This window comes from Synechococcus sp. CB0205 (genome assembly GCF_000179255.1).
Classification (GTDB): domain Bacteria; phylum Cyanobacteriota; class Cyanobacteriia; order PCC-6307; family Cyanobiaceae; genus Vulcanococcus.
Window position 1 is genome coordinate 1 of sequence record NZ_ADXM01000014.1, and the last position, 22,805, is coordinate 22,805.

General features: G+C 66.2%; 24 protein-coding genes. 10 read left to right on the forward strand and 14 right to left on the reverse strand.

Features of this window, described 5'->3' with window-relative positions; genetic code table 11:
- From CB0205_RS15770 to menA, 3 genes are all read right to left on the reverse strand, one after another.
- A partial coding sequence (locus CB0205_RS15770; RefSeq protein WP_156797719.1) for a hypothetical protein occupies nt 1–214 on the reverse strand: 214 nt, incomplete at its 3' end.
- Nucleotides 211–1,182 carry an o-succinylbenzoate synthase gene (menC, locus tag CB0205_RS0101320; protein WP_010313432.1) on the reverse strand — a complete coding sequence of 324 codons (972 nt, stop codon included), beginning with the start codon at nt 1,180–1,182 and terminating at the stop codon, nt 211–213. The genes CB0205_RS15770 and menC, both read right to left, overlap by 4 nt.
- On the reverse strand, nt 1,182–2,033 hold the full coding sequence (menA, locus tag CB0205_RS0101325) for a 2-carboxy-1,4-naphthoquinone phytyltransferase (protein ID WP_010313434.1): 852 nt from the start codon (nt 2,031–2,033) through the stop codon (nt 1,182–1,184). Before menA ends, menC begins: the two co-directional genes overlap by 1 nt.
- Before the next feature lie 122 nt (nt 2,034–2,155).
- Here menA and CB0205_RS0101330 point away from each other — a divergent pair, with 122 nt between their 5' ends.
- Both CB0205_RS0101330 and CB0205_RS0101335 read left to right on the forward strand, forming a co-directional pair.
- Nucleotides 2,156–3,580: an isochorismate synthase MenF gene (locus tag CB0205_RS0101330; protein ID WP_010313435.1), complete on the forward strand. Its 1,425-nt coding sequence runs from the start codon at nt 2,156–2,158 to the stop codon at nt 3,578–3,580.
- Nucleotides 3,580–4,455: an ion transporter gene (locus CB0205_RS0101335; protein ID WP_010313437.1), complete on the forward strand. Its 876-nt coding sequence runs from the start codon at nt 3,580–3,582 to the stop codon at nt 4,453–4,455. Before CB0205_RS0101330 ends, CB0205_RS0101335 begins: the two co-directional genes overlap by 1 nt.
- On the opposite strand, the gene gshB is transcribed toward CB0205_RS0101335, so the two are convergent.
- Nucleotides 4,444–5,427, reverse strand: a complete 984-nt coding sequence (gene gshB, locus CB0205_RS0101340) for a glutathione synthase (protein ID WP_010313439.1) — start codon at nt 5,425–5,427, stop codon at nt 4,444–4,446. The genes CB0205_RS0101335 and gshB overlap by 12 nt on opposite strands.
- A gap of 2 nt (nt 5,428–5,429) precedes the next feature.
- Nucleotides 5,430–5,687, reverse strand: coding sequence for a glutaredoxin 3 (gene grxC, locus CB0205_RS0101345; RefSeq protein WP_010313441.1), 258 nt, complete (start codon nt 5,685–5,687; stop codon nt 5,430–5,432).
- A gap of 115 nt (nt 5,688–5,802) precedes the next feature.
- On the opposite strand from grxC, the gene prfB reads away from it, so the two are divergent.
- The 6 genes from prfB (at nt 5,803) to CB0205_RS0101375 (ending at nt 9,552) form a co-directional block, all read left to right on the forward strand.
- Nucleotides 5,803–6,931, forward strand: a protein-coding gene (prfB, locus tag CB0205_RS0101350) for a peptide chain release factor 2 (protein WP_156797723.1) whose coding sequence is annotated in 2 segments (ribosomal slippage) — nt 5,803–5,877 and nt 5,879–6,931 — 1,128 coding nt in all. Because the reading frame shifts where the segments join, the coding sequence is not laid out codon by codon here.
- Nucleotides 6,924–7,115, forward strand: coding sequence for a DUF3285 domain-containing protein (locus CB0205_RS0101355; protein ID WP_010313447.1), 192 nt, complete (start codon nt 6,924–6,926; stop codon nt 7,113–7,115). The genes prfB and CB0205_RS0101355 overlap by 8 nt, the downstream gene beginning before the upstream one ends.
- A 4-nt stretch (nt 7,116–7,119) precedes the next feature.
- On the forward strand, nt 7,120–7,683 hold the full coding sequence (gene ybeY / locus CB0205_RS0101360; protein WP_010313448.1) for an rRNA maturation RNase YbeY: 564 nt from the start codon (nt 7,120–7,122) through the stop codon (nt 7,681–7,683).
- 36 nt (nt 7,684–7,719) lie between these two features.
- Nucleotides 7,720–8,196: a diacylglycerol kinase family protein gene (locus CB0205_RS0101365; protein WP_010313450.1), complete on the forward strand. Its 477-nt coding sequence runs from the start codon at nt 7,720–7,722 to the stop codon at nt 8,194–8,196.
- A gap of 23 nt (nt 8,197–8,219) precedes the next feature.
- Nucleotides 8,220–8,816: an aminodeoxychorismate/anthranilate synthase component II gene (locus CB0205_RS0101370; RefSeq protein ID WP_010313452.1), complete on the forward strand. Its 597-nt coding sequence runs from the start codon at nt 8,220–8,222 to the stop codon at nt 8,814–8,816.
- A gap of 25 nt (nt 8,817–8,841) precedes the next feature.
- Nucleotides 8,842–9,552: an MBL fold metallo-hydrolase gene (locus tag CB0205_RS0101375; RefSeq protein ID WP_010313454.1), complete on the forward strand. Its 711-nt coding sequence runs from the start codon at nt 8,842–8,844 to the stop codon at nt 9,550–9,552.
- Here CB0205_RS0101375 and CB0205_RS0101380 read toward each other — a convergent pair.
- The 6 genes from CB0205_RS0101380 to CB0205_RS0101405 all read right to left on the reverse strand — a co-directional run bounded on the left by CB0205_RS0101380 (nt 9,549) and on the right by CB0205_RS0101405 (nt 17,402).
- Nucleotides 9,549–10,637 (reverse strand): histidinol-phosphate transaminase, encoded by a 1,089-nt coding sequence (locus CB0205_RS0101380; protein ID WP_043705176.1) that lies wholly within the window; start codon nt 10,635–10,637, stop codon nt 9,549–9,551. The genes CB0205_RS0101375 and CB0205_RS0101380 overlap by 4 nt on opposite strands.
- Nucleotides 10,637–12,421, reverse strand: coding sequence for an arginine--tRNA ligase (gene argS, locus CB0205_RS0101385; RefSeq protein WP_010313460.1), 1,785 nt, complete (start codon nt 12,419–12,421; stop codon nt 10,637–10,639). Before argS ends, CB0205_RS0101380 begins: the two co-directional genes overlap by 1 nt.
- A gap of 48 nt (nt 12,422–12,469) precedes the next feature.
- Complete coding sequence (gene nadC / locus CB0205_RS0101390) at nt 12,470–13,324, reverse strand: carboxylating nicotinate-nucleotide diphosphorylase (protein WP_010313462.1); 855 nt, start codon at nt 13,322–13,324, stop codon at nt 12,470–12,472.
- Between the two features lie 50 nt (nt 13,325–13,374).
- Nucleotides 13,375–14,724 carry a tRNA uridine-5-carboxymethylaminomethyl(34) synthesis GTPase MnmE gene (gene mnmE / locus CB0205_RS0101395; protein ID WP_010313464.1) on the reverse strand — a complete coding sequence of 450 codons (1,350 nt, stop codon included), beginning with the start codon at nt 14,722–14,724 and terminating at the stop codon, nt 13,375–13,377.
- A gap of 25 nt (nt 14,725–14,749) precedes the next feature.
- Nucleotides 14,750–14,935, reverse strand: coding sequence for a hypothetical protein (locus CB0205_RS0101400; RefSeq protein ID WP_010313466.1), 186 nt, complete (start codon nt 14,933–14,935; stop codon nt 14,750–14,752).
- A 106-nt stretch (nt 14,936–15,041) separates the two neighbouring features.
- Entirely contained in the window at nt 15,042–17,402 is a 2,361-nt protein-coding gene (locus tag CB0205_RS0101405; protein WP_010313468.1) for a bifunctional (p)ppGpp synthetase/guanosine-3',5'-bis(diphosphate) 3'-pyrophosphohydrolase, read from the reverse strand.
- 110 nt (nt 17,403–17,512) lie between these two features.
- Between CB0205_RS0101405 and CB0205_RS0101410 the strand changes: the two genes are divergently transcribed.
- Complete coding sequence (locus CB0205_RS0101410) at nt 17,513–19,135, forward strand: ABC transporter ATP-binding protein (protein WP_029626023.1); 1,623 nt, start codon at nt 17,513–17,515, stop codon at nt 19,133–19,135.
- Here CB0205_RS0101410 and CB0205_RS0101415 read toward each other — a convergent pair.
- The 3 genes from CB0205_RS0101415 to CB0205_RS0101425 are packed head-to-tail and all read right to left on the reverse strand — an operon-like array spanning nt 19,080 to nt 21,327.
- Nucleotides 19,080–20,057 carry an RluA family pseudouridine synthase gene (locus CB0205_RS0101415; protein ID WP_010313473.1) on the reverse strand — a complete coding sequence of 326 codons (978 nt, stop codon included), beginning with the start codon at nt 20,055–20,057 and terminating at the stop codon, nt 19,080–19,082. The genes CB0205_RS0101410 and CB0205_RS0101415 overlap by 56 nt on opposite strands.
- Nucleotides 20,054–20,953, reverse strand: a complete 900-nt coding sequence (gene ylqF / locus CB0205_RS0101420) for a ribosome biogenesis GTPase YlqF (RefSeq protein WP_029626024.1) — start codon at nt 20,951–20,953, stop codon at nt 20,054–20,056. Before ylqF ends, CB0205_RS0101415 begins: the two co-directional genes overlap by 4 nt.
- Complete coding sequence (locus tag CB0205_RS0101425) at nt 20,950–21,327, reverse strand: universal stress protein (RefSeq protein ID WP_010313477.1); 378 nt, start codon at nt 21,325–21,327, stop codon at nt 20,950–20,952. Before CB0205_RS0101425 ends, ylqF begins: the two co-directional genes overlap by 4 nt.
- Nucleotides 21,328–21,440: 113 nt before the next feature.
- Between CB0205_RS0101425 and pgk the strand changes: the two genes are divergently transcribed.
- Nucleotides 21,441–22,646, forward strand: coding sequence for a phosphoglycerate kinase (gene pgk / locus CB0205_RS0101430; RefSeq protein ID WP_010313479.1), 1,206 nt, complete (start codon nt 21,441–21,443; stop codon nt 22,644–22,646).
- Nucleotides 22,647–22,805 lie beyond the last annotated feature (159 nt).

Genomic DNA, 22,805 nt, shown 5'->3' on the forward strand with positions numbered 1-22,805 from the left:
GCACCAGCGGCGCGCGCCGGCACTGCCGCCGGTTCCCAGCACGACTCCCGGGCCCAGGCCGGCTGGCAGGGCTGCCTCCAGTAGGGGCGCCACCGTCTCCTGTTCCCTGAGGCGCCACCACTGCCGTGGTCAGTCCATCGCGCCAACTCAACCGCAGCTGCTCGGCCAAGGCCGCACGGTCCCCCTGGTCCAGCAGCAACTGCAGAGGGCTCATGGGGCTGCCGCCTCCCAAACCTGCTGGGGATCGGCGCTGAACAGGGGGCCCTCTGGCTGCCAGGCGGGCGCCAGGCCCGGGGCCACCGGAGTGGGGCCGAGGGCCTGGAGACCGGCCAGGTGATGCAGAAAGCGCCGGCCAATCCCTGTCTCGAAGGCCGTGCTGACCACCAGGCGGGGCAGGCCCCGCTGCAACTGCTGAAGCAGAGGACGCGGATCGCCCTCCGCCAGGGGCCGGTGCACGCGCCAGCCCGTCCAGTCGCTGCCATAGAGCTCGGGGCACTGCCGCAGGGCTTCATCGAGGGCCACTGGAACGCGCTCCGCCAGGGTCCTCAGCCCCTGAACATCAGCTGGAGCCAGCGGTTGCTCAAGCCACTGCAAGCGCGACTCGCCCTGCAGGCGCTCCGCCCAACACTGGGCCGTCTGACGATCCCAGGCACCGTTGGCATCCAAGCGCAGGTGCCAATTCGCTGGGAGTTGCTCCAGCAACCGATCCAACAGCGCGCGCTCCTGGGCGTCAGCGCCGACCCCCACCTTCCACTTCACAGTCCGGGGAGCCGCGGACGAGTGTTCGAGCAGGGCCGCCATAGCCGGGAGAACCTCCGAACCAGCCGGCAGAAGCTCAGCGGAGGTGGGCGCCTGGAGCCAGCCGTCCTCGCCCAGGCCATCCAGCTCAGCCAGGGCCATCCCCAAGCCCAAGGCCAAGGCACTGGGCAGCTCGGGCAGCTGCGCCTCTAGTCCGCTGCGCTCCTGCTCGAGCGGGAATTGCTCGAGGGCCTGCTGCAGCGGAAGACGTCCTGGCTCAGGTTTGATCCAGGCGGCGGGCAGCTCGGGCACCTCCCCCCATCCCAAGCAGCCGCCCGGTCCCTGCAAACGAAGCAGCCAACCCCTACGCTCCAGCCAGCGGCCTTGGGCACTGACCAAGGCACTGGGCAGCCGAAAGCAATAGGGCCGCCACTGCAGTTGCATCAGCCCAAGGCCAAGCCCAGGGCCAGACCCAAGCCGTTGAGGGCCTGGAAACGCAGGGCCAAAAACTTGCTGCCACTGATGCGCTCCGGTTCTCGGTGGTGCTCCCGCAGCAGGCGAATCAGGGCCTGGGCTGGAGGCAAGCCCGCCGCCCCCAGCAGTGCGGTCAAGGGCCAATGGTTCACCAGAACCGGCGCCCACTCAAACGCCAGGCAACCCGCCACAAACCAGGGCACCAGGGCCGCCGCCCGTCCCGTGCCCAGGCGCACCACAGGAGAGCGTTTGCCATGGGCGGCGTCCTCCTCCACCTGATGGAAGTGGGAGCAGAACAGCACCAAGGTCGTCGCCAAGGCCGGACCACTGCCCAGCTCCAGGGCTGCCCGCCAAGGCACCGTCGCCGCTCCCGCTGGGGCGAGGGCCATCAAGCCAGCGGCCGTCGCCAACGGACCGAAGGCCAACCAGCAAAGGGGCTCTCCCAGACCGCGATAGCCCAGGCGGAACGGGGGGCCTTGGTAGAGGTAGCCCAGACCGCAGCAGGCCAGCACCAGGGCCAGCACGGCGCCATGGCTGCGTGCAGCCACCAGGGCCATCAACAGCAGGCCCAGCAACAGAGCTCCATTGGCAAGAAGCGACACCCGATCCCGCCGGCCCGTGAGATTCACCAGGGAATGGGGCTTCCCGTTGGCATCGACGCCCGTGTCCGCATCAAAGACGTCATTGGCCAGGTTCTCCCAAGCCAGCAGCAGCACGGCCGCGAGCAGAAACAACAGCAGCTGATCCAGCCGCACCGGGAGCTTCTGCTGCACGCGCCAACCGGCAGCCAGCAGGACTGGCATCACGGCTACGGCATACATCGGCCACTTGATCGCAGCCTTCCACAGGCGCCTGCGCTCGGCGGCAGGGGCATGAAGGCTTGCGACGACCTGAGGCTCGTCAGCGGGCAGAGGCAACTCGAGGCGCGGGAAGGCCCATACATTTGAGCAGCCGCATCGGCCCGTTTCGGTTGCAGGCCCCCACCAGCGTCACAACCAGCTTCAGCGATCTGCTGACCGCCGCCCAGGCAGGTGAGCGCCAGCTCGAGGGAGAGGGCGTGCTCAGCCTGGCCGTGGCGATCCCCAGCCGGGATCCGATGGCGCTGCTCAGCCAGCTGGAGGAGGGAGAGCGGTTTCGCTTCCTCTGGGACAGCGCCCCCGGGCTGTGCCTCGCCGCCAGCGGACGCTGCAACAGCCTGGAACTCAGCGGTCCCCGGCGCTTCGAATTAGCCCAGCGCTTCAGTGCCGTCAGCCTCAATCGGCTGGCCGCACCGCAACACTGCCCGCCCCTGGCACGGCCCAGGGTGCTGCTGGCGTTCTCGTTTTTTGACAGCCCCCTGCACGAAGGCGAAGGGGTGCCTGGCGTGCAGGCGGTCCTGCCCCGCTGGCAGCTGAGCAAGCAGGGGCGCCACTGCTGGCTGCGGCTGCAGCGCAACCTCGGCGGGGACATCAGCGCCCGCAGCGTCGCCGAAGAACTCTGGGAGCAGGCCGAGCGCCTGGGTGCCCTGCCCTCCGATCCCTGCGCCGACCAGGGGCATGCCCCCGGTCCGGCCATCGCCAGCCGCTCCTCCTGGCAGGAGGGCTACCGCTCTGTGGTGCAGCGCGGCGTGGAACTGGTCGAGGAGGATCGCCTGCGCAAGTTGGTGCTGGCGGTGCGCCAGCAACTGCTCCTCGATCAACCGCTGGATCCGCTCCAGCTGTTGGCCCAACTCCGGCTGCGCCAACCCGGCAGCTGCCGTTTTCTCTGGCAGCAGGCTGGAGGTCCAGCCCTACTGGGCGCCTCGCCCGAGCGACTACTGACGGTGCGCCAGGGACAACTGCGCAGCGACGCCCTGGCCGGCACGGCGCCGGTGGGGCCGACTGCCGAGCTGCTGACCCGCTCCGACAAGGACCGGCGTGAACACGAACTCGTGGTCGAAGCGATCACCGACGTCCTGCGCGCCGCAGGCCTGACCACCCGCAGACCGCGTCACCCGCGACTGGCTAGGCACGGGCAGATGGTGCATCTGCACACCCCCATCAGTGCGGCGCTCGAGGATCAACAACCGCTCTCCCTGGCGGCCGCCCTGCATCCCACCCCGGCGGTGGCCGGCCTTCCCCGCCGCGAGGCCATGGCTGCCCTGCGCAGCCTGGAGCCATTCGAGCGGGGCTACTACGCCGCACCAATCGGCTGGATCGACAGCGAAGGGGACACCGAACTGCGCGTCGCCATCCGCAGCGGCAGCCTCCAGGGCCGTCGGCTCGAGCTCACCGCTGGCGCTGGCCTGGTGCGCGGATCCGCGGTTGAGCGCGAGCTGGCGGAAGTCGCCCTGAAACTCGGGGTGCTCCAACAGCAACTCGATCTTCCCCACAGCGAGAGCCTGCGCTGATGCAGCACGGGGTCGGCACGGTCCTCTTGGCCCTCTGCCTGCTGGCTGCCCTGGGCCTGCGCCAATGGCTGGGCAAAACCCGACTCGAGCGGGTGATTTTTGAATCCGACACCCCCGCCGGCAAGAACTTCGATCTCGCTCTGCTGATCGCCATCGGCTCCAGCGTGCTGCTGGTGGCTCTGGAAAGTGATCGCCAGCTGGACAGCCTGTTTGGCCCCTGGTTCAGCGGCGCCGAGTGGGTCTTCTCCACCCTCTTCAGCCTGGAGTACCTGCTGCGCCTGCTCTGTAGCCGCACGCCCCTGCGCTACGCCCGCAGCTTTTTTGGCGTGGTGGATTTGGTCTCGAGCATTCCGCCCCTCCTAACCATTGGCATCCCCGTCGGTCAGGCCTTTCTGATCATTCGGGTGCTGCGCCTGCTGCGGGTGTTCCGGATCCTCAAGCTGGGGGCCTACCTCAAGGAGGCCGATCAGCTGCGTCAGGCCCTCGTCCAGAGCCGCCGCAAGATCACGGTTTTCCTGCTGACCATCGTTGCGCTGGTGGTGTTGATCGGCACCGCGATGTACGTGATCGAAGGCCCCGAGAGCGGCTTCCGCAGCATCCCGATTGGCATCTACTGGGCCGTCGTAACCATCACGACCGTGGGCTACGGCGATGTCGCTCCAGTCACACCCCTCGGCCGCTGCGTGGCCTCATTGGTGATGCTCCTGGGCTACAGCATCATTGCCGTGCCTACTGGAATCGTTGGGGCGAAATTCCAGCAGATGCAGCGGTTGCAACCGACCCTGGTGCAGCGCAGCTGCGGGCAGTGCCACACCACGAGCCACAGGGCTGAAGCTCAGTTCTGCGACCACTGCGGAGCAGGCCTACCCAGCTAGGAGGCGCTCCATCGTCTGATCGGCCAGGGGGATACCGCTCAGCCGCTCCACCTCACGCACCCCGGTGGGGCTGGTGACATTGATCTCACTCAGGCGTCCATCAATGACGTCGATGCCGACGAAGAACAGCCCCTCCGCCCGCAGGGTTGTGGTCAACTCCGCGCAGATCTGACGTTCCCGCTCCGTCAGTTCCGTCGCCTGGGGCGAGCCACCCACCGCGAGGTTGCTGCGGAACTCCCCGGCCGCGGGCTTTCGGTTCACCGCCCCCAGGGGCTCACCATCCACCAACAGGATGCGCTTGTCGCCGGCCGTCACCGCCGGAAGAAAGGCCTGGACCATCACCGGCAGGGCCTGTTGGGCAGTGACCAGCTCAAGCAAGGCCTTCAAACCCGGCGCTGCTCCATGGCTGCGCACGACCCCCTGACCGGCTCGCCCGCCGAGGGGTTTGAGCACCACATCACCGTGGTCTGCGGCAAAGGCCGCCAGTTGCTCCACATCAGCGCTGACCAGGCTTGGGGCCATCAGATGGCTCCAACGCAGGGCACCCAGCTTTTCGTTCCAAGCCCGCAGCGACGCGGGGCGATTCAGGACCCGCACCCCCTGGCGCTCCGCCAGCTCCAACAAGTGGGTGGCGTAGAGGTACGCCTCATCCACCGGTGGGTCCTTGCGCATCCACACCAGTGGAAAGCTGCTGAGGGGAAGCCAGCGATGCTCATCCGCTTCAAACCACTGGTCCGGAAGGTCCCAGCCGCTCGCCGTCGGCCTGATCTCTGCCAAGCGAATCGGCTGGGCCTGGACCAGGGCGTCCTGGCCTTGCACGGAGAGCTGGGCTGGCGTACAGACCCAGACCTGCTGTCCGGCGCGCTGGGCCGCCTGCATCAGGGCGACGCTGGAGTCTTTGGTTGGACGCAGCCGAGCGATCGGATCGATCACAAACAGCTGCGCGGGCAGACCGCTAGTGAGAGCGTTCAAGCTCAGGCTCCTAGCAGGGCATCGAGTTGGCCACTGCGCTCAAGGGCGTAGAGGTCATCACAGCCGCCGACGTGTTCACCGTTAATGAAGGTCTGGGGAACACTGATGCGTCCACCCGCTTTCTCAGACATGGCCCGGCGGGCGGCCTGATCGCCGTCAATGGCGTATTCGGTGTAGGTCACACCCTTGCGATCCAGGAGCGCCTTGGCGCGAATGCAAAACGGACAGGCGCGCCAGGTGTAGATCTCAACCGTCGGCATGGCGCACTTCTCAAGCGTTGCGAAATCCTAGAAGCGAGTTTTGAGGGTCTTGGACGGGAAGCCGACCCGCCCAAGGCCTGCGCTGATACGGTCAAACCAAGTTCCCCACGGCCTGGTGCTCGACCTCACCGACTTCAAGCGCGATCTCTCTGAGCTCACTGACCGCCTGGGCAATGCCCAGGACTGTCTTTGACGTCGCTGCACTGAAAGCACGGCAACAGGATCTCGAGCAACTGGCCTCCCAACCAGATTTTTGGGATGACCAAAAGCTGGCGCAGTCCAAGATGCGCCAGCTCGATGAGGTGAAAGCCCAGCTCGAGCAGCTGAGCCAGTGGAAGGGGGCCGTGGCCGACGCCGAGGCCACGGTTGAGATCTATGGGCTCGAGCCCGATGACGAATTACTCAGCGAATCGGACGCAGCGCTGAAGAAGCTGCGGGCGGACCTCGATCGCTGGGAGCTCGAGCGCCTGCTCAGCGGCACCTATGACAAAGAGGGGGCCGTGATCAGCATCAATGCCGGCGCCGGCGGCACCGACGCCCAGGACTGGGCGCTGATGCTGATGCGGATGTACACCCGCTGGGCCGAAGACCACGGCATGAAGGTGACCGTGGACGAACTCAGCGACGGGGAAGAGGCGGGGATCAAAAGCTGCACGATTGAAATCGAGGGCCGCTACGCCTACGGCTATCTGCGCAACGAAAAGGGCACCCACCGGCTGGTGCGAATCTCACCGTTCAACGCCAACGACAAGCGCCAGACCAGCTTCGCGGGCGTGGAGGTGATGCCCAAGATCGAGGAGGAGGTGAAGCTGGATATTCCCGAAAAGGACCTGGAGATCACCACCTCACGCTCAGGCGGCGCCGGCGGCCAGAACGTGAACAAGGTGGAGACCGCCGTGCGCATCCTCCACATCCCGACGGGTCTGTTCGTGCGCTGCACCCAGGAGCGATCCCAGCTCCAGAACAAGGAAAAGGCCATGGCCCTGCTGATGGCCAAGCTGCTGGTGATCGCCCAGGAGCAGCGCGCCGCTGAGATCGCCGACATCCGCGGCGACATCGTCGAAGCGGCTTGGGGCAACCAAATCCGCAACTACGTCTTCCACCCTTACCAAATGGTGAAAGACCTGCGCACCCAGCACGAAACCACCGACGTGCAAGGCGTGATGGATGGCGATCTCGATCCCTTCATCCAGAGCCTGCTGCATGCCGGCGTTGAAGTGGCCGGAGCCAGCAGCGATGACTGATCCCACGACGCAAGAGACCTCCGGCGCGGCCGGTGAGAACCCCAGTTTCACGAAACTGGCGATGCGCAACATGGTGCGCAAGGGCAAGTTGAGCCTGTTCCACTTCGGCCTGACCGCCCTGGGGTTTGTCGGCTTCATCGTCCTGGTGGCCTGGCTGGGCAAACCCCAAGTACCTGGAGCCTGAAGCGATGACTGCCGAACCCGACCTGGATTTGGCCTTTGAGGCCGTGGAGGATCTGCCGGAAGCCCTGGTTGAGACTGCCGCTGAGCTCTGCGATCCGATCCAGGGGATCGAGCCCTGGCATGCACTGATCAACGGCTGGCTGAGCCAGCTCAAGGGCGAACTCCCAGAGCCCCTCCAGGCGCCGGCCTACAGCCTCGGCCTGAGCCTGGTGAACGACGAAGAGATCGCTGCCCTCAACAGCGATTGGCGCGACAAGGAAGGGGCGACGGACGTGCTGGCCTTCGCCGCCCAGGACGACGGCCTAGACGACGCCCCAGCGATCCCCATGCCCGACTTCGACGGGGAGGAGGGATTGCTCGATGCCCTGGAGCTCGGCGACATCGTCATCTCCGTCGAAACCGCTGCGCGGCAGGCCCCGGAACACGGGCACAACCTCCGGGAGGAACTGCTGTTCCTGGCCACCCATGGCTTGCTGCACCTGCTGGGCTGGGACCATCCCGACGACGCCAGCCTCGAGGCGATGTTGCAGAGGCAGCAGCAGCTTCTCGCCGGGACCCAGCAGCGGTAGGGTGCGGCCAAAGGGCTGCACCAGTCGCCTTTGCCCATGCTTCAACCCCAGGACCCGGATCCAACCTCCAGGCGAGGCCTGCATCAGGCGAGCGAGGCGGGAACTGGTGCTGGCAATAAGGTGCGGCGGCTCGGAGCCTGGCAGGTGGCCAGTGATCTGCCGGCCAGCTTTCGCTATGCCGCCCAGGGCCTGATCTACGGCTTCCGCAGCCAGCGCAATTTCCGCATCCACGTGGTGACCGGGGCCTGTGTCTTTGGCCTGGGCCTCTGGTTGCAGCTGCCCCTGGCCCAACTTGCCGTCCTGGTGTTGACCGTGGCCGCAGTCCTGGTGCTGGAACTGATCAACACCGCCACCGAAGCGGTGGTCGACCTGGCCATCGGCAGGCAATTTCACCCCCTGGCTCGAATCGCCAAGGATTGCGCCGCCGCAGCGGTCTTGGTGGCTGCCCTGAGTTCCTTGGTGATCGCGGCGCTGCTGATGCTCCCCGCCCTCTTGGTCCGTCTGGGCGTTTGAATGGTGCCCTGGCTGCAGGGCTGATGCTTCTCGTTCTCGACAACTACGACAGCTTCACCTTCAACCTGGTGCAGTACCTGGGTGAACTGGCGGCCGACCACCCCATCACCGAAGACCTGCGGGTCGAGCGCAACGACGCCTTGAGCTTGGAGCAGATCCGTGAGCTCAACCCCGACGCCATCTTGATTTCGCCGGGCCCCGGCGACCCGGATCAGTCCGGGGTCTGCCTCGAGGTCCTGCGGGAACTCAGCCCAAAGGTCCCCACCTTGGGGGTTTGCCTGGGCCATCAATCCATTGCCCAGGTGTACGGCGGCAAGGTGATCCGAGCCAAGGAGCTGATGCATGGCAAGACCTCACCGGTGCTCCATGAGGGTGCTGGGGTCTTCGCCGGCTTGCCCAACCCCCTAACGGCCACCCGCTACCACAGCCTGATTGCCGAGCGGGAGTCCCTGCCCGACTGCCTCGAGATCACCGCTTGGCTCGAAGACGGCACGATCATGGGCCTGCGCCACAGGGAGTACCCCCATCTGCAGGGGGTGCAGTTCCACCCGGAAAGCGTCCTCACCCAGAGCGGTCATCAGCTCCTTGGAAATTTCCTGGCCCAAGCGGCAGCCGGCTAACGTTCGGCCCAACTCCAGCTGCTCCATGGCCCTGCTGATCCGCACCCTGGCTGCCGCAGCAGTCGCCCTGCCCCTGGCGGCGAGTGCCAACACCGGTGTGACGATCACCAGCTACGGCCACAGCGCCCTGCTGATCCAAGGCGGTGGCGCCAAGGTTCTGGTGAACCCGTTCAAGGCCGTGGCCTGCGCCTCAGGACTGGCGGAACCCCGGGTCAGCGCCAATGTGATTCTCGCCAGCAGCCTGCTGCTGGATGAAGGGGCTCCAGTGGCGAAAGGCAAGTTTCTGAGCCAACCGGGCTCCTACCGCCTCGCCGGCCTCAAGATCGAAGGCATCTCCGCACCCCATGACCGCTTTGGCGGTCGGCGCTTCGGCCAGGCCACCCTCTGGCGCTGGAACCAGGGCGGCCTGAGCTTTGCCCACCTCGGTGGCACGGCCGCCAAGCTCAGTCCTGAGGATCGTGTGCTGCTGGGCAAGCCCGACGTGCTGATCATCGGTGTCGGCGGCGGCGCCAAGGTCTACGACGGGGCGGAAGCCGCGTCGGTGGTGCGTGAGCTAGCCCCCAAGCGGGTGATCCCCGTGCAGTACGTCAGCGGCAAAACCCCGGCGAACTGCGACCAAAGCAGCGTCGAACCCTTCCTGGAGGCCATGAAGGGCACCAGCGTCAAACGGGTCGGCCGGGTGCTGAGCCTGCCGGGCAAGCTCGGCGAGGGCACCCAGATCGACGTCATGCGCTAGGCCGCGAGTCCTTCCAGGGCGGCATAGGCCGCCCAGAACTGCTGCATCTGCGCTGTGGTTCCCAGGCTGACCCGCAGTGAGCCATCGATCAACTGCTTACCGGTCATCGCCCGCACCAGGATTCCCGCCTCCCGCAACCCCTGATCGATCCGTGCTGGATCGTTCTTCGGCCAGACCAGCAGATAGTTCCCACCATCGATGTGGTGGCGCACTCCAGCTGCTTTGAGCTGCTGGGCCATCCAGGTGCGGGCCTGCAACACCTCCTGCACGTAGGCATCCACGTAGGCCTGATCCTTCAGGGCCGCGAAGGCCGCGGTGACCGCAAAGCTGTTGATGTCATAGGGCCCCGTGACGCGGCTGATGCGATCGACCACCGAGGGATGGCCCAGGGCAAAGCCGATGCGCAGCCCCGCCAGGCCGGCGGTTTTGGCCAAGGAGCGCAGCACCAGCAGATTCGGAATGGCGGCGAAATCGGCCGTGGGCAGCACGCTGTCACCGGTGAAGGCCTCGTAGAGCTCATCCACCACCACCAGCGTTGCCGGAGCCGCGGCCGCGAGCTCAAGGATCAGCTCCGGAGCCAAGCGAGTTCCCGTGGGGTTGTTGGGGTTGCAGATCAGAAGCAGCCGAGGCTGCAGGACCTGCAGGCGCTCGCGAATCGCCTCCAGAGGGAACGCGAAGGACGCACCAACGTAGGGAACGGCCTCAATCACCATCCCCTGCATCTGAGCGCAGGGGGTGTAGTAACCAAAGGTTGGCGAGGTGGTGAGCAACGTCTCACCGCGGTCGCCATAGGCGTGGAAGACGGCATGAATCGCCGCATCAACGCCATTGAAGAGACCGACCTGCTCGGGCTGCAGCGGGAGCCCAAGGTTGGCGACCACCGCTTCGCGCAGACCGTCGTACTCCGGATAGATACCGATGTGATCGGCGGGAATGGAGCGCAGCGCTTCCACAACGCGGGGGCTTGGGCCGACGGTGTTCTCGTTGAAATCCAGCCGCAGGAGCTTTCGGCGTCCCTCCAGGGGGGCGCTGTAGGCATGCAGGCTCTCCACCTCGGGGCGAGCCAATGGCGACGGTTGCTCCATCACATCCGATCCAGCGTTGGGATACCCAACAGACCCAAGCCCAGTTTGAGGGTGTCGGCGGTCAGACGGCAAAGGGCCAGGCGAGACGGCAGGGCTTCTGGCTCAGCCTTGAGCACGGGCACCTGGTCGTAGAAGCGGTTGAAGACCTGGCTCAGTTCAAAGAGATAGGTGCAGAGGCGATTAGGCAGCAACTCCTCCTCCACCTCGGCGATCACCGCATCGAACTTCAGCAGCTCCCGCACCAGGGCCCATTCCTGGGGTTCGCTGAACTGAAGCCCCCCTGTAGAAGCTGCATCCAGGTCGCCGCCCTTGCGGGCGATCCCAGCAATGCGGACCACGGCGTAGAGCAGGTAGGGAGCCGTATTGCCCTGCAGGGCCAGCATCCGATCAAAACTGAACTGGTAATTGGTGATTCGGTTCTGGCTGAGGTCGGCGTACTTCACCGCCGCCAGTCCGACGGTGTTGGCCACGTGAGCGATGAAGGCCTCGTCCTCGCTGCGGCCCTCCTCCTCCAGGCGGCGACGCAAGTCCGCCTCTGAGCGCTCCACTGCCTCATCCAACAGATCCCGCAGGCGCACCGTGTCACCGGCGCGGGTTTTCAGCTTCTTGCCGTCTTCCCCCTGCACCAGACCGAAGGGCACATGCTCCAGACGAGCCCCCTCGGGGAGCCAACCGGCGCGACGGGCCACCTGAAACACCCCCGCAAAGTGGTTGGCCTGACCGGCATCAGTCACGTACACAACCCGGCGGGCTCCATCACCCTCCGGGGCTGAACCGAAGCGATAACGGATGGCCGCCAGGTCGGTGGTGGCGTAGTTGAAGCCGCCATCGCTCTTCTGAACGATCACCGGCAGGGGCTTGCCGTCCTTACCGCTCACCCCCTCGAGGAAGACGCAACCCGCGCCGTCATCCACCACCAACAGCCCCGTGGCCTCCAGGTCGCGAACCACCCCCTCGAGATAGGGGTTGTAGAAGGACTCCCCCCGTTCGCTCAGGCGAATGTCCAAGCGGTCGTAGATCTTCTGGAACTCTCGGCGGCTCTGGTCACAGAGCAGCCCCCAGGCCTTCAGGGAGACCGGATCGCCCCCCTGCAGCTTCACCACCTCCTCCCGGGAGGTGGTCTGGAAGGCCTCGTCCTCGTCGAAGCGCTTTTTGGCCTCGCGGTAGAAGGCCACCAAGTCGCCCAGGTCCACCGCATCGGCGGTCTCAAGAGCCTCGGGGGCCACCTGCTTGAGGTGGGTAATCAGCATCCCGAACTGGGTGCCCCAATCGCCGACGTGGTTCAGCCGCAGGACGGGGTGTCCGCGGAACTCCAGAACACGGGCCAGGGAGTCGCCAATGATCGTGGAGCGCAGGTGCCCCACGTGCATCTCCTTGGCGATGTTGGGGCTGGAGAAGTCCACCACCACCGGCGCGGCCTGCTCCACAGCAGGTACGCCGAGGCGGGCATCCCCGAGGCGCTGCTGCACCTCCGCCGCCAAACGCTCAGGCTGAAGCGTGATGTTGATGAAGCCAGGGCCAGCAATCTGCGGCGCCTGGCAGACGGCCATGAAGCTCTCGTCCGCCTTGAGTTGCTCCACCACCGCCTCGGCAATCTTGCGGGGGGGCTGGCCTAAGGGCTTGGCCAGGGGCAAGGCGCCATTGGCCTGAAAATCACCAAATTCGGGCTTGCTGGCCGGCGCGAGCTGGGGATCGAAGGCCTGGCCCGCCGCTGCCGCCTCAGGAAATGCCCGTTGCATTGCATCGCGCAGCTGGTTCTCCAGGGACTGGGCGATGCGAAGCATGGAGATGCGGGGGAGATCTTCAGATCATCCCTCTCCGCGGGAATGAACTCAGCTGGAGAAGCGCATGCTCAGGTCCAGCCAGCTGCTGCGGGTCACCGGTGCACTGGTTGAAATCAAATCCAGTCCTGTGGCGGCATAGGCCCGAAGCTGCTCCGGCTGCACCCCCGAAGCCTCCAGCACCACAGGGCGGCTGGTCAGGGCCCGCAGCTGGGGGACGAGCTCCAGCAGGGCCTCGGGGCTGAACTCATCGAGCAACACCCCATCGGCTCCGGCTTCAATCGCGGCTTGAGCCTCGGCGGCGGTCTCGGCCTCCACGATCACGCGCGCCGGCCAAGGAGCCCCAGAGCGAACAGCGACGATCGCTGCGGCGACCCCACCGGCCCAGGCCAGATGGTTCTCCTTCAACATCGCCGCGTCATCCAGGCCGAGGCGATGGTTGACCCCACCGCCGCAGCGCACGGCGTACTTCTCCAGCACCCGCAAACCAGGCGTGGTCTTGCGGGTGTCCGCCAACCGGACTCCGCTGCCCTCCAGTTCAGCCACGAGCCGGGCCGTGGCCGTGGCGATCCCTGAGAGGCGCATCGCCAGGTTCAAGGCCGTGCGCTCCGCCGCCACCAAGGCCGACGCCTCGGCCTCCAGGTTCAAAAGGCGTTGGCCAGGGGTCAATGCGTCTCCATCGGCCACGAGCAGCTCCACGCTGGCCTTCGGATCAAGCTCACGAAAAACGAAGTCCAGGAGCGGGCCGCCGCAGAACACCCCCGGGGCCTTGCTGATCCAATGGGCCCGGCAACGACCAGGGCGGAGGGCTGCAGCGCTGAGGTCGCCGCGGCCGATGTCCTCCTGCAACCAGTCGCGCAGCTGCTGCTGCAGAGCCGGCGTCAGTGGCAGCGGTGCGGCGCTCATCCTGAACTCAGCGTGATGGACCCAGGGGCAGCTTGCCCGAGCTCTTGGTCCTATTTGCCAATGCAGAAGCGCGAGAAGATTCGATCGAGGACCGCCTCGGTCACTTCGGCCCCAGTGATTTCCCCAAGGGAGCGCACCGCAGCCCGCAGGTCGATCGTCCAGAAGTCCCAAGGCAACTGCTGCTCACCCGCCTCGAGGGTGCGCTGCAGGCTCGCCGCCGCTGACACCGCCAGATCCAACTGCCGTCGATTCAGGGCCACCTGCAGCCCCTGCTCACCGCCCTGGCCGCAGCTCTGCAGCAGGCGATCCACCAGGGCCTCATGCCCCTCACCGGTCAACGCACTGATGCAAACGTCGGCATGGGCGGCAGGCTCCGCCGCGGGCTGATCCGCCTTGTTGGCCACCACCAGATGGGGGATGCCCTGTGGAAGGGAAGCCAGCAGCGCCTGGTCCTCCGCCAGCCAACCCTGGGCCCGGTCAAACAGCAGCAGCACCACATCCGCCGCCTGCAGCGCGCCGCGGCTGCGTTCAATTCCGATCTGCTCGACGCGATCCTCGGTATCGCGGATCCCTGCGGTGTCCAGCAGGGTCAGCGGGACCCCCTTGAGCACCAGCTCGCTCTCCACCAGATCGCGAGTGGTGCCAGGCAAGTCGGTCACGATCGCGCGATCGCTGCGACTGAGCAGGTTCAACAGGCTGCTCTTGCCAACGTTTGGGCGGCCCACGATCGCCACCTTCAGCCCCTCCCGCAGGACCTGACCGCGTTCGCCATCGGCCACCAGCTCCTGCAGCGCGCTGCGCACCGCCTGCAGTTCCGAGGCCACCGCCTGACCATCTAGGGGCGGCAGGTCGTCCTCAAAATCCACCCGCGCCTCCAACTCCGCCAGTTGATCGAGCAGGCGCAGCCGCAGGCCACTGATCTGGCGCTCCAGGCCCCCATCGAGGCCGGCCATCGCCAACTGGGCCGCACGCCGGCTGCGGGCTGTGACCAACTCGCTGATGGCCTCCGCCCGGGTGAGATCCAGCCGGCCATTGAGGAAGGCCCGTTGACTGAATTCACCCGGCAAGGCGCGCCGGGCGCCGGCGGCCAGCACCAGCTCCAGGACGCGCTGCACGGAGATCACCCCACCGTGGCAGTGCAGCTCAACAACGGTCTCGCGGGTGAAGCTGCGGGGAGCCCGCATCAACAGCAGCAGGGCCTCGTCCACCCGCTCGCCGCTGCCGGGGTCGCGCACATGGCCGTAGAGCACGCGGTGGCTCTCCCACACCTGCTGGCCGGGGGCCTCAAACAACCGTTCACCGATGGCCTCCGCCTCGGGCCCGGAGATCCGCACGATCGAGACGCTGCCCTCGCCTGCAGCGACGGCAGTGGCAACGGCGGCGATCGTGTCGGAGGACATGCCTCCAGTGTCTCGTTTCGCTGCCTCAGCTCGCGGAGAAGCCCGGGCAGACCATCAAGTCGATGTGCCCGCCGGGTGGATGGCGCCACTCGCGAAACTCCTCCACCAGGGCCTGGTGGGCGAGCGGGTGATGCTGGTCAAGGGTCTCCAGACGCTCCTGCACCAGATCCAAAGCGTCATCAATGAGCTGCGCGGCCTGTTCAGAGGTCATTGCAACCGGTTGTTCCTATCGCCTCTTCCTACAGAAACTGCCGAGGGGGAGCTGTAGCCCAGCCGACCAGTCCGTAGGGCGTGAGCAAACCCAAACGCAACACGGATTAGCCGATGCCGGCGCGGGCGATGTCGAGCACATCGGCCATCGAGCGGATCTGATCCATGGTGTTGCTCAGCTGATGCGCGCTCTCCAGCTCCACCTTCAGGTCAATGCGTGCAGGGCGGCCAGGATTGGTGCGCACCCGGGCATCGCTGACATTGATGCGGTGATCGGACAGGCGCGTGAGGATGTCCTTCAGCACACCCACCCGGTCGAGCACCTCAATCCGCAGCTGAATGGGATAGCGGCGACGCTGGGAATCACTGACCTGGGGATTCCACTGCACCGGCAGACGGCGCTCAGCCGGCACTGAACCGAGGTTGGAGCAATCCTGACGGTGAATGGTGATGCCGTGGTTGCCGAGGGCGACCGTGCCGACAATCGCCTCGCCAGGGAGGGCGCTGCAACAGCCGCCCAAGCGATATTCGAGGCCTTCGAGACCCAGGATCGGGCTGGCGTCGCCATGGCCCGTCAGGGGAGTCGATGGCCCCGAGGTCTGCTCCCCCTGCTGGGTGAGGTTGCGGGCGAGTTCTTCATCGCTGATGACCGGGGCCTCGGCCTCGGTGGCCAGGCGCAGCTCCTCCCGCAGGCGGTTCAGGACTTGATGGAGGGTGACGCCACCAAAGCCAATGGCCGCGAGCAGATCCTCGGTGCCGACGAGGTTGCAACGGCGCGCCACCTTCGCCATCGCCTCGCCATTAAGGAGGGCGTCAAAACCATCACGGCCCAGCTCGCGCTCGAGCATGTCGGTGCCGCGCTGGATGTTCTCCTCACGATGGCTCTTCTTGTACCACTGGCGAATGCGATTACGCGCCGTGGGCGTGGCCACGAAATTGAGCCAATCCAGGCTGGGGTGAGCCGTCTTGGAGGTCAGGATCTGAACGAAGTCGCCGTTCTGCAGCGGCGTTGCCAAAGGGCAGAGGCGATCGTTGATGCGTGCCCCTTGGCAGTGGTTCCCCACCTCGGAGTGAATGCGATATGCAAAGTCGACTGGAGTTGAGCCATTGCGCAGGCCCACCACATCTCCACCGGGAGTGAAGACAAACACCTCTTCATCAAAGAGGTCCTCTTTGATCGAGCGCAGGAAGTCCCCGCTGTCCTCACCCACGCCATCTTTTTGCCAATCCACCAGCTGCCGCAGCCAGTTGAAGCGCTCGGCATCCGATCCGGTGGCGGCGGGGGATCCGCCCTCTTTGTATTTCCAGTGGGCTGCGATGCCGAACTCCGCCACCCGGTGCATCTCGGCCGTGCGGATCTGGACTTCAATCGGCCGATGGCGACCAATGACCGCCGTATGCAGGGACTGGTAGCCATTGGGCTTCGGCAGCCCGATGTAGTCCTTGAAGCGACCAGGAATCGGGCGGAAGGTGTCATGGACCACCGCCAGGGCGCGATAGCAGCTCTCGACGTTCGGGCAGATGATCCGCAGTGCCGCCACGTCGTAGATCTCGTGGAAAGCCTTGCGTTGGGTCTGCATCTTGTTCCAGATGCCATAGAGGTGCTTGGGCCGTCCACTGACCTCGCACTCACCCAACCCCACGGACGACAACTTGCCGCTGAGGATGTCGGCGGTGACCCCCAGGCGCTCCTCGCGATCACTGCGCTTGCTGGAGACCTGCTGCTGCACGTCGCGGAAGGCCTCGGGCTCGAGGATCTTGAAGGCCAGGTCCTCCAACTCCCACTTGAAGCGACCAATGCCCAAGCGGTTGGCTAAGGGGCCGTAGATCTCACGCGTTTCCCGGGCAATCCGCTGCTGCTTCTCGGGCTTGAGCGCACCGAGGGTGCGCATGTTGTGCAAGCGATCAGCCAGCTTCACCAGCACCACGCGGATGTCACTGACCATCGCCAGGAACATCCGGCGCAGGTTTTCGGCCTGGGCCTCGGTCTTGTTGGTGAAGTGAATGCCCCCCAGCTTGGTGACCCCTTCCACCAAGCCCCGCACCTCAGAGCCGAAGTGCTGCTCGATCTCCTCTGGCGTGACCTCGGTGTCCTCCACCACGTCATGGAGGAATCCAGCGGCGATCACCCCCGCACTGGCACCGATGTCACGCAGCAGATCAGCGACCGCCACGGGATGGCAGATGTAGGGCTCCCCGCTGGCCCGCACCTGGCCGTCGTGGAGCTGAAACGCGAAGTCGAAGGCTGAGGCCAGCAGCGCCTCGGTGTCGGTGGGGCAACTTTCCCCGACCCCAGGGGGAACGTGCTCAATGCAGGTGTGCAGCCACGCCGGCAGCTCAATGCCGTAGTCCGCGGGGGTGTTGATGATGCGCCTGCGGAGCGCCGCTCCTGAGCCCTGGAATTCAGCAGCAGCCGCTGCCCCACTGGAGGCGGACCGTTCTGCCGTACCGGGCACCGCCTGGAGCATTGCGCTCTGCGATTTCCACCATCGTATGCAGTGGCCCTCACAAACCGACCACAGGTGAGGGTTTGCCCTTCCCGCACCTGCCAGCCTGGGTGGAGTGCTGTTGCCTGACCATGGCCGCCCCAGCCCATCCCGGTGCGGTCCTGGAGCTGCAAGGCCTGCGCGTGCGCTACCCAGGGAGCCAGAGCAACACCCTCGATGGCCTCCATCTCCAGTTGAACGCGGGTGAACGCCTCGCCCTGGTGGGACCCAGCGGCTGTGGCAAAAGCACGGTGGCCCGAGCCGTGCTTCAACTGCTCCCCCAGGGCAGTCGCTGCCAAGGCGGACTGTTGCTCAAGGGCAGAGATCCAAGGGCCCTCAGGCGCTCCGAACTGCGGCGGCTGCGGGGAGAGGCGGTCGGCCTGGTCTTCCAAGACCCGATGACCCGGCTGAACCCCCTGATGACGATCGGTGAGCACCTGGCCGACACCCTCAGCGAACACCGCCCGGCCTGGCAGCAGGCACGAATCCGTGAACGGGCTCGGGCCTTACTCCAGCGGGTCGGCATCACCGAGGAGCGCTACAGCAGTTATCCCCACGAGTTCAGCGGCGGAATGCGGCAGCGTCTCGCCATTGCCCTGGCCATGGCCCTGCGCCCCGCCCTGGTCATTGCCGATGAACCCACCACCAGCCTGGATGTGGCCGTGGCCGGGCAGGTCATGCAGGAGCTCTGCGACCTCTGCCGGGAGGCCGGCAGCGCCCTGTTGCTGATCAGCCATGACCTGGCCATGGCCGGGCGCTGGTGCGATCAAATCGCCGTCCTGGACCAGGGCCGACTGCTGGAGCAGGCCCCAGCGACGACCCTGCTCACCCAACCCCAATCGCCCCTGGCCCAACGGCTCGTGGGGGCCGCGCGGGCCCGGGAAGGAGGTGTCACACCCGCCCCATCCAATGCCTCTCCCCTGCTGGAGCTGGAGGGACTGCGCTGCTGGCATCCCCTGCCGGGATTGCCCTGGCAGTCCCGCTGGTACCGGGCCGTGGACGGGGTCAGCCTGCAACTGCGCCACGGCGAAACCGTGGGCGTCGTTGGCGCCTCCGGTTGCGGCAAGAGCACCCTCTGCCGCGCCCTGATGGGGCTGACGCCGGTCCGGGGCGGCAGCGTGAAACTCAAGGGCGTTGATCTCATGCGCCTGCGGGGTGAGGCCCTGCGCCAGGCCAGGCGGCGCATCCAAATGGTCTTTCAAGACCCGCTGGCCTGCCTCAACCCAGCGATGACCGTGGGGGAGGCCATTGCCGATCCACTCTTGATCCATGGGCTCGCCAGCCCAGCGGCCGCCCGTGAACAAGCCCGGCACTGGCTAGAGGCCGTTGGCCTGCAGCCGCCCGAAGCCTTTGAGGGGCGCCTGCCCCGCCAGCTCTCCGGCGGTCAACAACAGCGGGTCGCCATCGCACGGGCCTTGGTGCTGGAACCGCAGGTGCTGCTCTGCGACGAGAGCGTGAGCATGCTCGATGCCGAAGTCCAGGCCGAGGTGCTGCAGCTGCTGCGCTCCCTCCAGGACCGCCTCGGTCTGGGGCTGATCTTTGTCACCCACGACCTGGCGGTGGCCAGTGGCTTCTGCCAGCGGGTCGTGGTGCTCGATGGCGGCAAGATCGTCGAAGAGGGGCCCGGTGATCAGCTGCTCAGCCAGCCCCAGGCCGCCATCACTCGGACGCTGGTGGAGGCGTGTCCACGCCTACCCGCCGCCTCAGCAGCTTGAGCAGCTTCTCCATCACCTCCGGCAGGGGGGCCTCAAACAGCATTCGGTCCTTACGGATCGGGTGATCCAGACCCAGCTGGAAGGCATGGAGCGCCTGACCGGGCAGGGTCAACGGCAACTTGCGGCAGCGGGAATAAACCGGATCCCCAACAATGGGATGCCCGATGTGGGCGCAGTGAACCCGGATCTGGTGGGTGCGGCCGGTGTCGAGCTTGAAGCGCATCAGGGCGTAATCACCCAAGCGCTCCAGCAGGGTCCAGTGGGTGCAGGCATGGCGCCCGGAGCCGTCATGGACCACCGCGTACTTCTTGCGATCGGCGGGATGGCGGCCGATGGCCCCAACGATCGTTCCGTTGTCCCCGGCCGGGGCTCCGTGAACCACCGCCAGGTATTCCCGAGACGCCACGCGCTTCTGGATCTGCACCTGCAGCTTGACCAGGGCCTCCTGGCTCTTGGCCACGACGATGCAGCCCGTCGTGTCCTTGTCCAGGCGATGAACGATCCCCGGACGCATCTCGCCGCCGATCCCCGGTAGATCGGGGCAGTGATGCAGCAGGCCATTGACCAGGGTCCCGTCCTTGTTCCCAGGGGCGGGATGGACCGTGAGCCCGGCAGGCTTGTTGAGCACGATCAGGTGCTCGTCCTCGTAGAGGACATCCAGGGGGATGTCCTGGGGGATCAGATAGGGAAGGGGCTCCGGCGGCGGCATCCACAACTCCACCGTGTCGTTCAGACGCAGGGGGGTCTTGGCGCGGCCCGTGACTCCGTTGACGCGGACATAGCCCGCGTCGATGAACTTCTGAATCCGGGCCCGGCTCTGCTCGGGGCGCTGGGCCACGAGCCAGCGGTCCAATCGCATCGGCAGAGGCTTGGGGTAGGTGAGCGTCAGCAGCTCCCCTTCACCTTCCCCAAAACCACTCACGGCAACTCCAAGGCAATCGGTCCGAGCATGCCCCGGCGGAAGTCATCGAGGAACCGCTGGGCCATTCGCACCGTGTCGCCACTGGTATGCCGCTCAGCCGCTCCCGTTAACCAGCCATGGACATCCGGCTTGGGAGTGCCCTCCCCCGGCAGCGTCTCGACCGGGATGCCATAGCGACGCTCCAGCAGGCCGGGCTTGACCCCTGAGGTCTCCGTTGCCTCCAAGGCCGTGAGCATGTGAACAAAGGCCATGGCGGCGGCCTCTCCGTCGTAGGCCGCCTGGCCGATGTCGTCACAGAGCGCCAGACGCAGGGCAGCGAGCTGGTCATCCAGGCGAGGGGGCAACACCCCTGGTGCATCCAGCAGGTCCAAGTCCTGGCCAAGCCGGACCCAGCGCAGGCTGCGGGTCACGCCAGCGCGGCGGGCACTGTCCACCACCTTTTGGCGCACCAAGCGGTTGATCAGGGCGGACTTGCCGACGTTGGGGAACCCCAACATCAACGCCCGCACGGGCCTTGGGCGCATGCCGCGATTCCGGCGCCGCTCATTGAGGGAATCCCCCGCTCGAATCGCCGCCTGCTGCAGCTGCTTGACCCCCGTGCCGGCCTTCGCGTCACTCCACCAAGGGGTCTGGCCTTGGCCGCGGAACCAGGCGTCCCAGGCCTCCCGCGCCGCCACTGGAATCATGTCGCGGCGGTTCAAAACCAGCAGATGTTGCTTGCCTTGGATCCAACGCTGCAAACGGGGGTGGCCCGTGGCCGTCGGGATCCGGGCATCGCGCACCTCGATCACCAAGTCGACCTTGGCCAGGTTGTCGGTGAGCGCGCGCTCTGCTTTGGCGATGTGGCCCGGATACCACTGAATCGACGGGGCCGCACTACTCAGCAGCTCACTCACGGCACCACCATCACGGGGCAAGGGGCCAACTGAATCACACGGGAGGCCGTGCTCGGGGCGTCCTCCGCTTCGAGGCTCAGCCCGCGGGTCCCCATGACGATCACATCGGCATTGATTTCATCGGCCACATCACAGATCACAAAAGCCGGCTTTCCTTCGCGCTCGAGCACCTCACAACTGACGCCCTGCTCTTGGAAGCGACCGCGGGCGTCCTCCAACAACGCAGCCACAGCAGCGGGATCGTCTTGACCAGGCTCAACCACGGAGAGCAGCACCAAACGGCTGTCGTGCTGCTGGGCCAACTTCAGGGCGAAGGCAGCGGTTTCAGCAGCCTGGCGGCTGCGGTCGATGGGGAAGAGAACGATCTCAAACATGGCCGGCTGGCCGGTGCACCCTCTGTCTAGCGCCGACAGCGCAGAGCGCGATAACGGGGCAACCCTTGACTGGCCCGCTAAATTCGCCCGACCTCTACCCCCTTGTCTCACCCATGGCGAAGCGCTCCCTGGCCAGCCTTTCCGCTGACGAGCTGCGCGGCAAGCGCGTGCTGGTTCGGGTCGACTTCAACGTTCCCCTGAACGACGCTGGCGCCATCACCGATGACACCCGCATCCGCGCTGCCCTCCCCACCATCAATGATCTGGTGGGCAAGGGCGCCAAGGTGATCCTCTCGGCCCACTTCGGTCGTCCCAAGGGTCAGGTGAACGAGGGCATGCGCCTGACCCCCGTGGCCGCTCGCCTGAGCGAACTGCTGGGCAAGGGCGTGGTCAAGACCGACAGCTGCATCGGCCCTGACGCCGAAGCCAAGGTCGCTGCGATGGCCGATGGCGACGTCGTGCTGCTGGAGAACGTCCGCTTCTTCGCCGAAGAAGAGAAGAACGAAGGCGACTTCGCCAAGAAGCTGGCCAACCTGGCTGACGTGTACGTCAACGACGCCTTCGGCGCTGCTCACCGTGCCCACGCCTCCACCGAGGGCGTGACCCAGTACCTGAGCCCCAGCGTCGCCGGCTACCTGATGGAGAAGGAGCTCCAGTACCTGCAGGGCGCCATCGATCAGCCCAAGCGTCCCCTGGCGGCCATCGTCGGCGGCTCCAAGGTGAGCTCCAAGATCGGCGTGCTCGAGGCCCTGCTCGACAAGTGCGACAAGATCCTTGTCGGCGGCGGCATGATCTTCACCTTCTACAAGGCCCGCGGCATGGCCGTCGGCAAGAGCCTGGTGGAAGAGGACAAGCTGGAGCTGGCCAAGGAGCTCGAGGCCAAGGCTGCTGCCAAGGGCGTTCAGTTCCTGCTGCCCACCGACGTGGTGCTGGCCGACAACTTCGCCCCCGACGCCAACAGCCAGGTGGCCAAGGTTGATGCCATCCCCGACGGCTGGATGGGCCTGGACATCGGTCCCGATTCCGTCAAGGTCTTCCAGGACGCACTGGCTGACTGCAAGACCGTGATCTGGAACGGCCCCATGGGCGTGTTCGAGTTCGACGCCTTCGCCGCCGGCACTAACGCCATCGCCACCACCCTGGCTGACATCAGCGGTAAGGGCTGCTGCACGATCATCGGCGGCGGTGACTCCGTGGCTGCTGTGGAAAAGGCCGGCCTGGCCGACAAGATGTCCCACATCTCCACCGGCGGTGGCGCCAGCCTCGAGCTGCTGGAAGGCAAGGTCCTCCCCGGCGTGGCCGCCCTCGACGAAGCCTGATCTCCACTGGCGATTCAGCGTCTGGGGCCCCGAGGGGCCCCTTTTTTTGTGCCTCCTCCAGCTACGGGTGAGCCAGGGAGTGGGCCGTCAGCACCACCGCAAAGCCCCGCTCCGACTGCAGGCGGCTCAGCCCCCCGCCATGGCTGGCAGCGACCCGGG

Excerpts from the sequence above, each read along its gene's own strand:
- CB0205_RS0101425 (WP_010313477.1), bottom strand. The coding sequence starts at position 21,327 with ATGTTTGAGATCGTTCTCTTCCCCATCGACCGCAGCCGCCAGGCTGCT.
- pgk (WP_010313479.1), top strand. The coding sequence starts at position 21,441 with ATGGCGAAGCGCTCCCTGGCCAGCCTTTCCGCTGACGAGCTGCGCGGC.
- CB0205_RS0101375 (WP_010313454.1), top strand. The coding sequence starts at position 8,842 with ATGGCCCTGCTGATCCGCACCCTGGCTGCCGCAGCAGTCGCCCTGCCC.
- CB0205_RS0101380 (WP_043705176.1), bottom strand. The coding sequence starts at position 10,637 with ATGGAGCAACCGTCGCCATTGGCTCGCCCCGAGGTGGAGAGCCTGCAT.
- CB0205_RS0101400 (WP_010313466.1), bottom strand. The coding sequence starts at position 14,935 with ATGACCTCTGAACAGGCCGCGCAGCTCATTGATGACGCTTTGGATCTG.
- CB0205_RS0101405 (WP_010313468.1), bottom strand. The coding sequence starts at position 17,402 with ATGCTCCAGGCGGTGCCCGGTACGGCAGAACGGTCCGCCTCCAGTGGG.
- mnmE (WP_010313464.1), bottom strand. The coding sequence starts at position 14,724 with ATGTCCTCCGACACGATCGCCGCCGTTGCCACTGCCGTCGCTGCAGGC.
- CB0205_RS0101365 (WP_010313450.1), top strand. The coding sequence starts at position 7,720 with ATGCTTCAACCCCAGGACCCGGATCCAACCTCCAGGCGAGGCCTGCAT.
- argS (WP_010313460.1), bottom strand. The coding sequence starts at position 12,421 with ATGCTTCGCATCGCCCAGTCCCTGGAGAACCAGCTGCGCGATGCAATG.
- CB0205_RS0101335 (WP_010313437.1), top strand. The coding sequence starts at position 3,580 with ATGCAGCACGGGGTCGGCACGGTCCTCTTGGCCCTCTGCCTGCTGGCT.
- CB0205_RS0101370 (WP_010313452.1), top strand. The coding sequence starts at position 8,220 with ATGCTTCTCGTTCTCGACAACTACGACAGCTTCACCTTCAACCTGGTG.
- menA (WP_010313434.1), bottom strand. The coding sequence starts at position 2,033 with ATGTATGCCGTAGCCGTGATGCCAGTCCTGCTGGCTGCCGGTTGGCGC.
- CB0205_RS0101410 (WP_029626023.1), top strand. The coding sequence starts at position 17,513 with ATGGCCGCCCCAGCCCATCCCGGTGCGGTCCTGGAGCTGCAAGGCCTG.
- grxC (WP_010313441.1), bottom strand. The coding sequence starts at position 5,687 with ATGCCGACGGTTGAGATCTACACCTGGCGCGCCTGTCCGTTTTGCATT.
- menC (WP_010313432.1), bottom strand. The coding sequence starts at position 1,182 with ATGCAACTGCAGTGGCGGCCCTATTGCTTTCGGCTGCCCAGTGCCTTG.
- nadC (WP_010313462.1), bottom strand. The coding sequence starts at position 13,324 with ATGAGCGCCGCACCGCTGCCACTGACGCCGGCTCTGCAGCAGCAGCTG.
- CB0205_RS0101355 (WP_010313447.1), top strand. The coding sequence starts at position 6,924 with ATGACTGATCCCACGACGCAAGAGACCTCCGGCGCGGCCGGTGAGAAC.
- ybeY (WP_010313448.1), top strand. The coding sequence starts at position 7,120 with ATGACTGCCGAACCCGACCTGGATTTGGCCTTTGAGGCCGTGGAGGAT.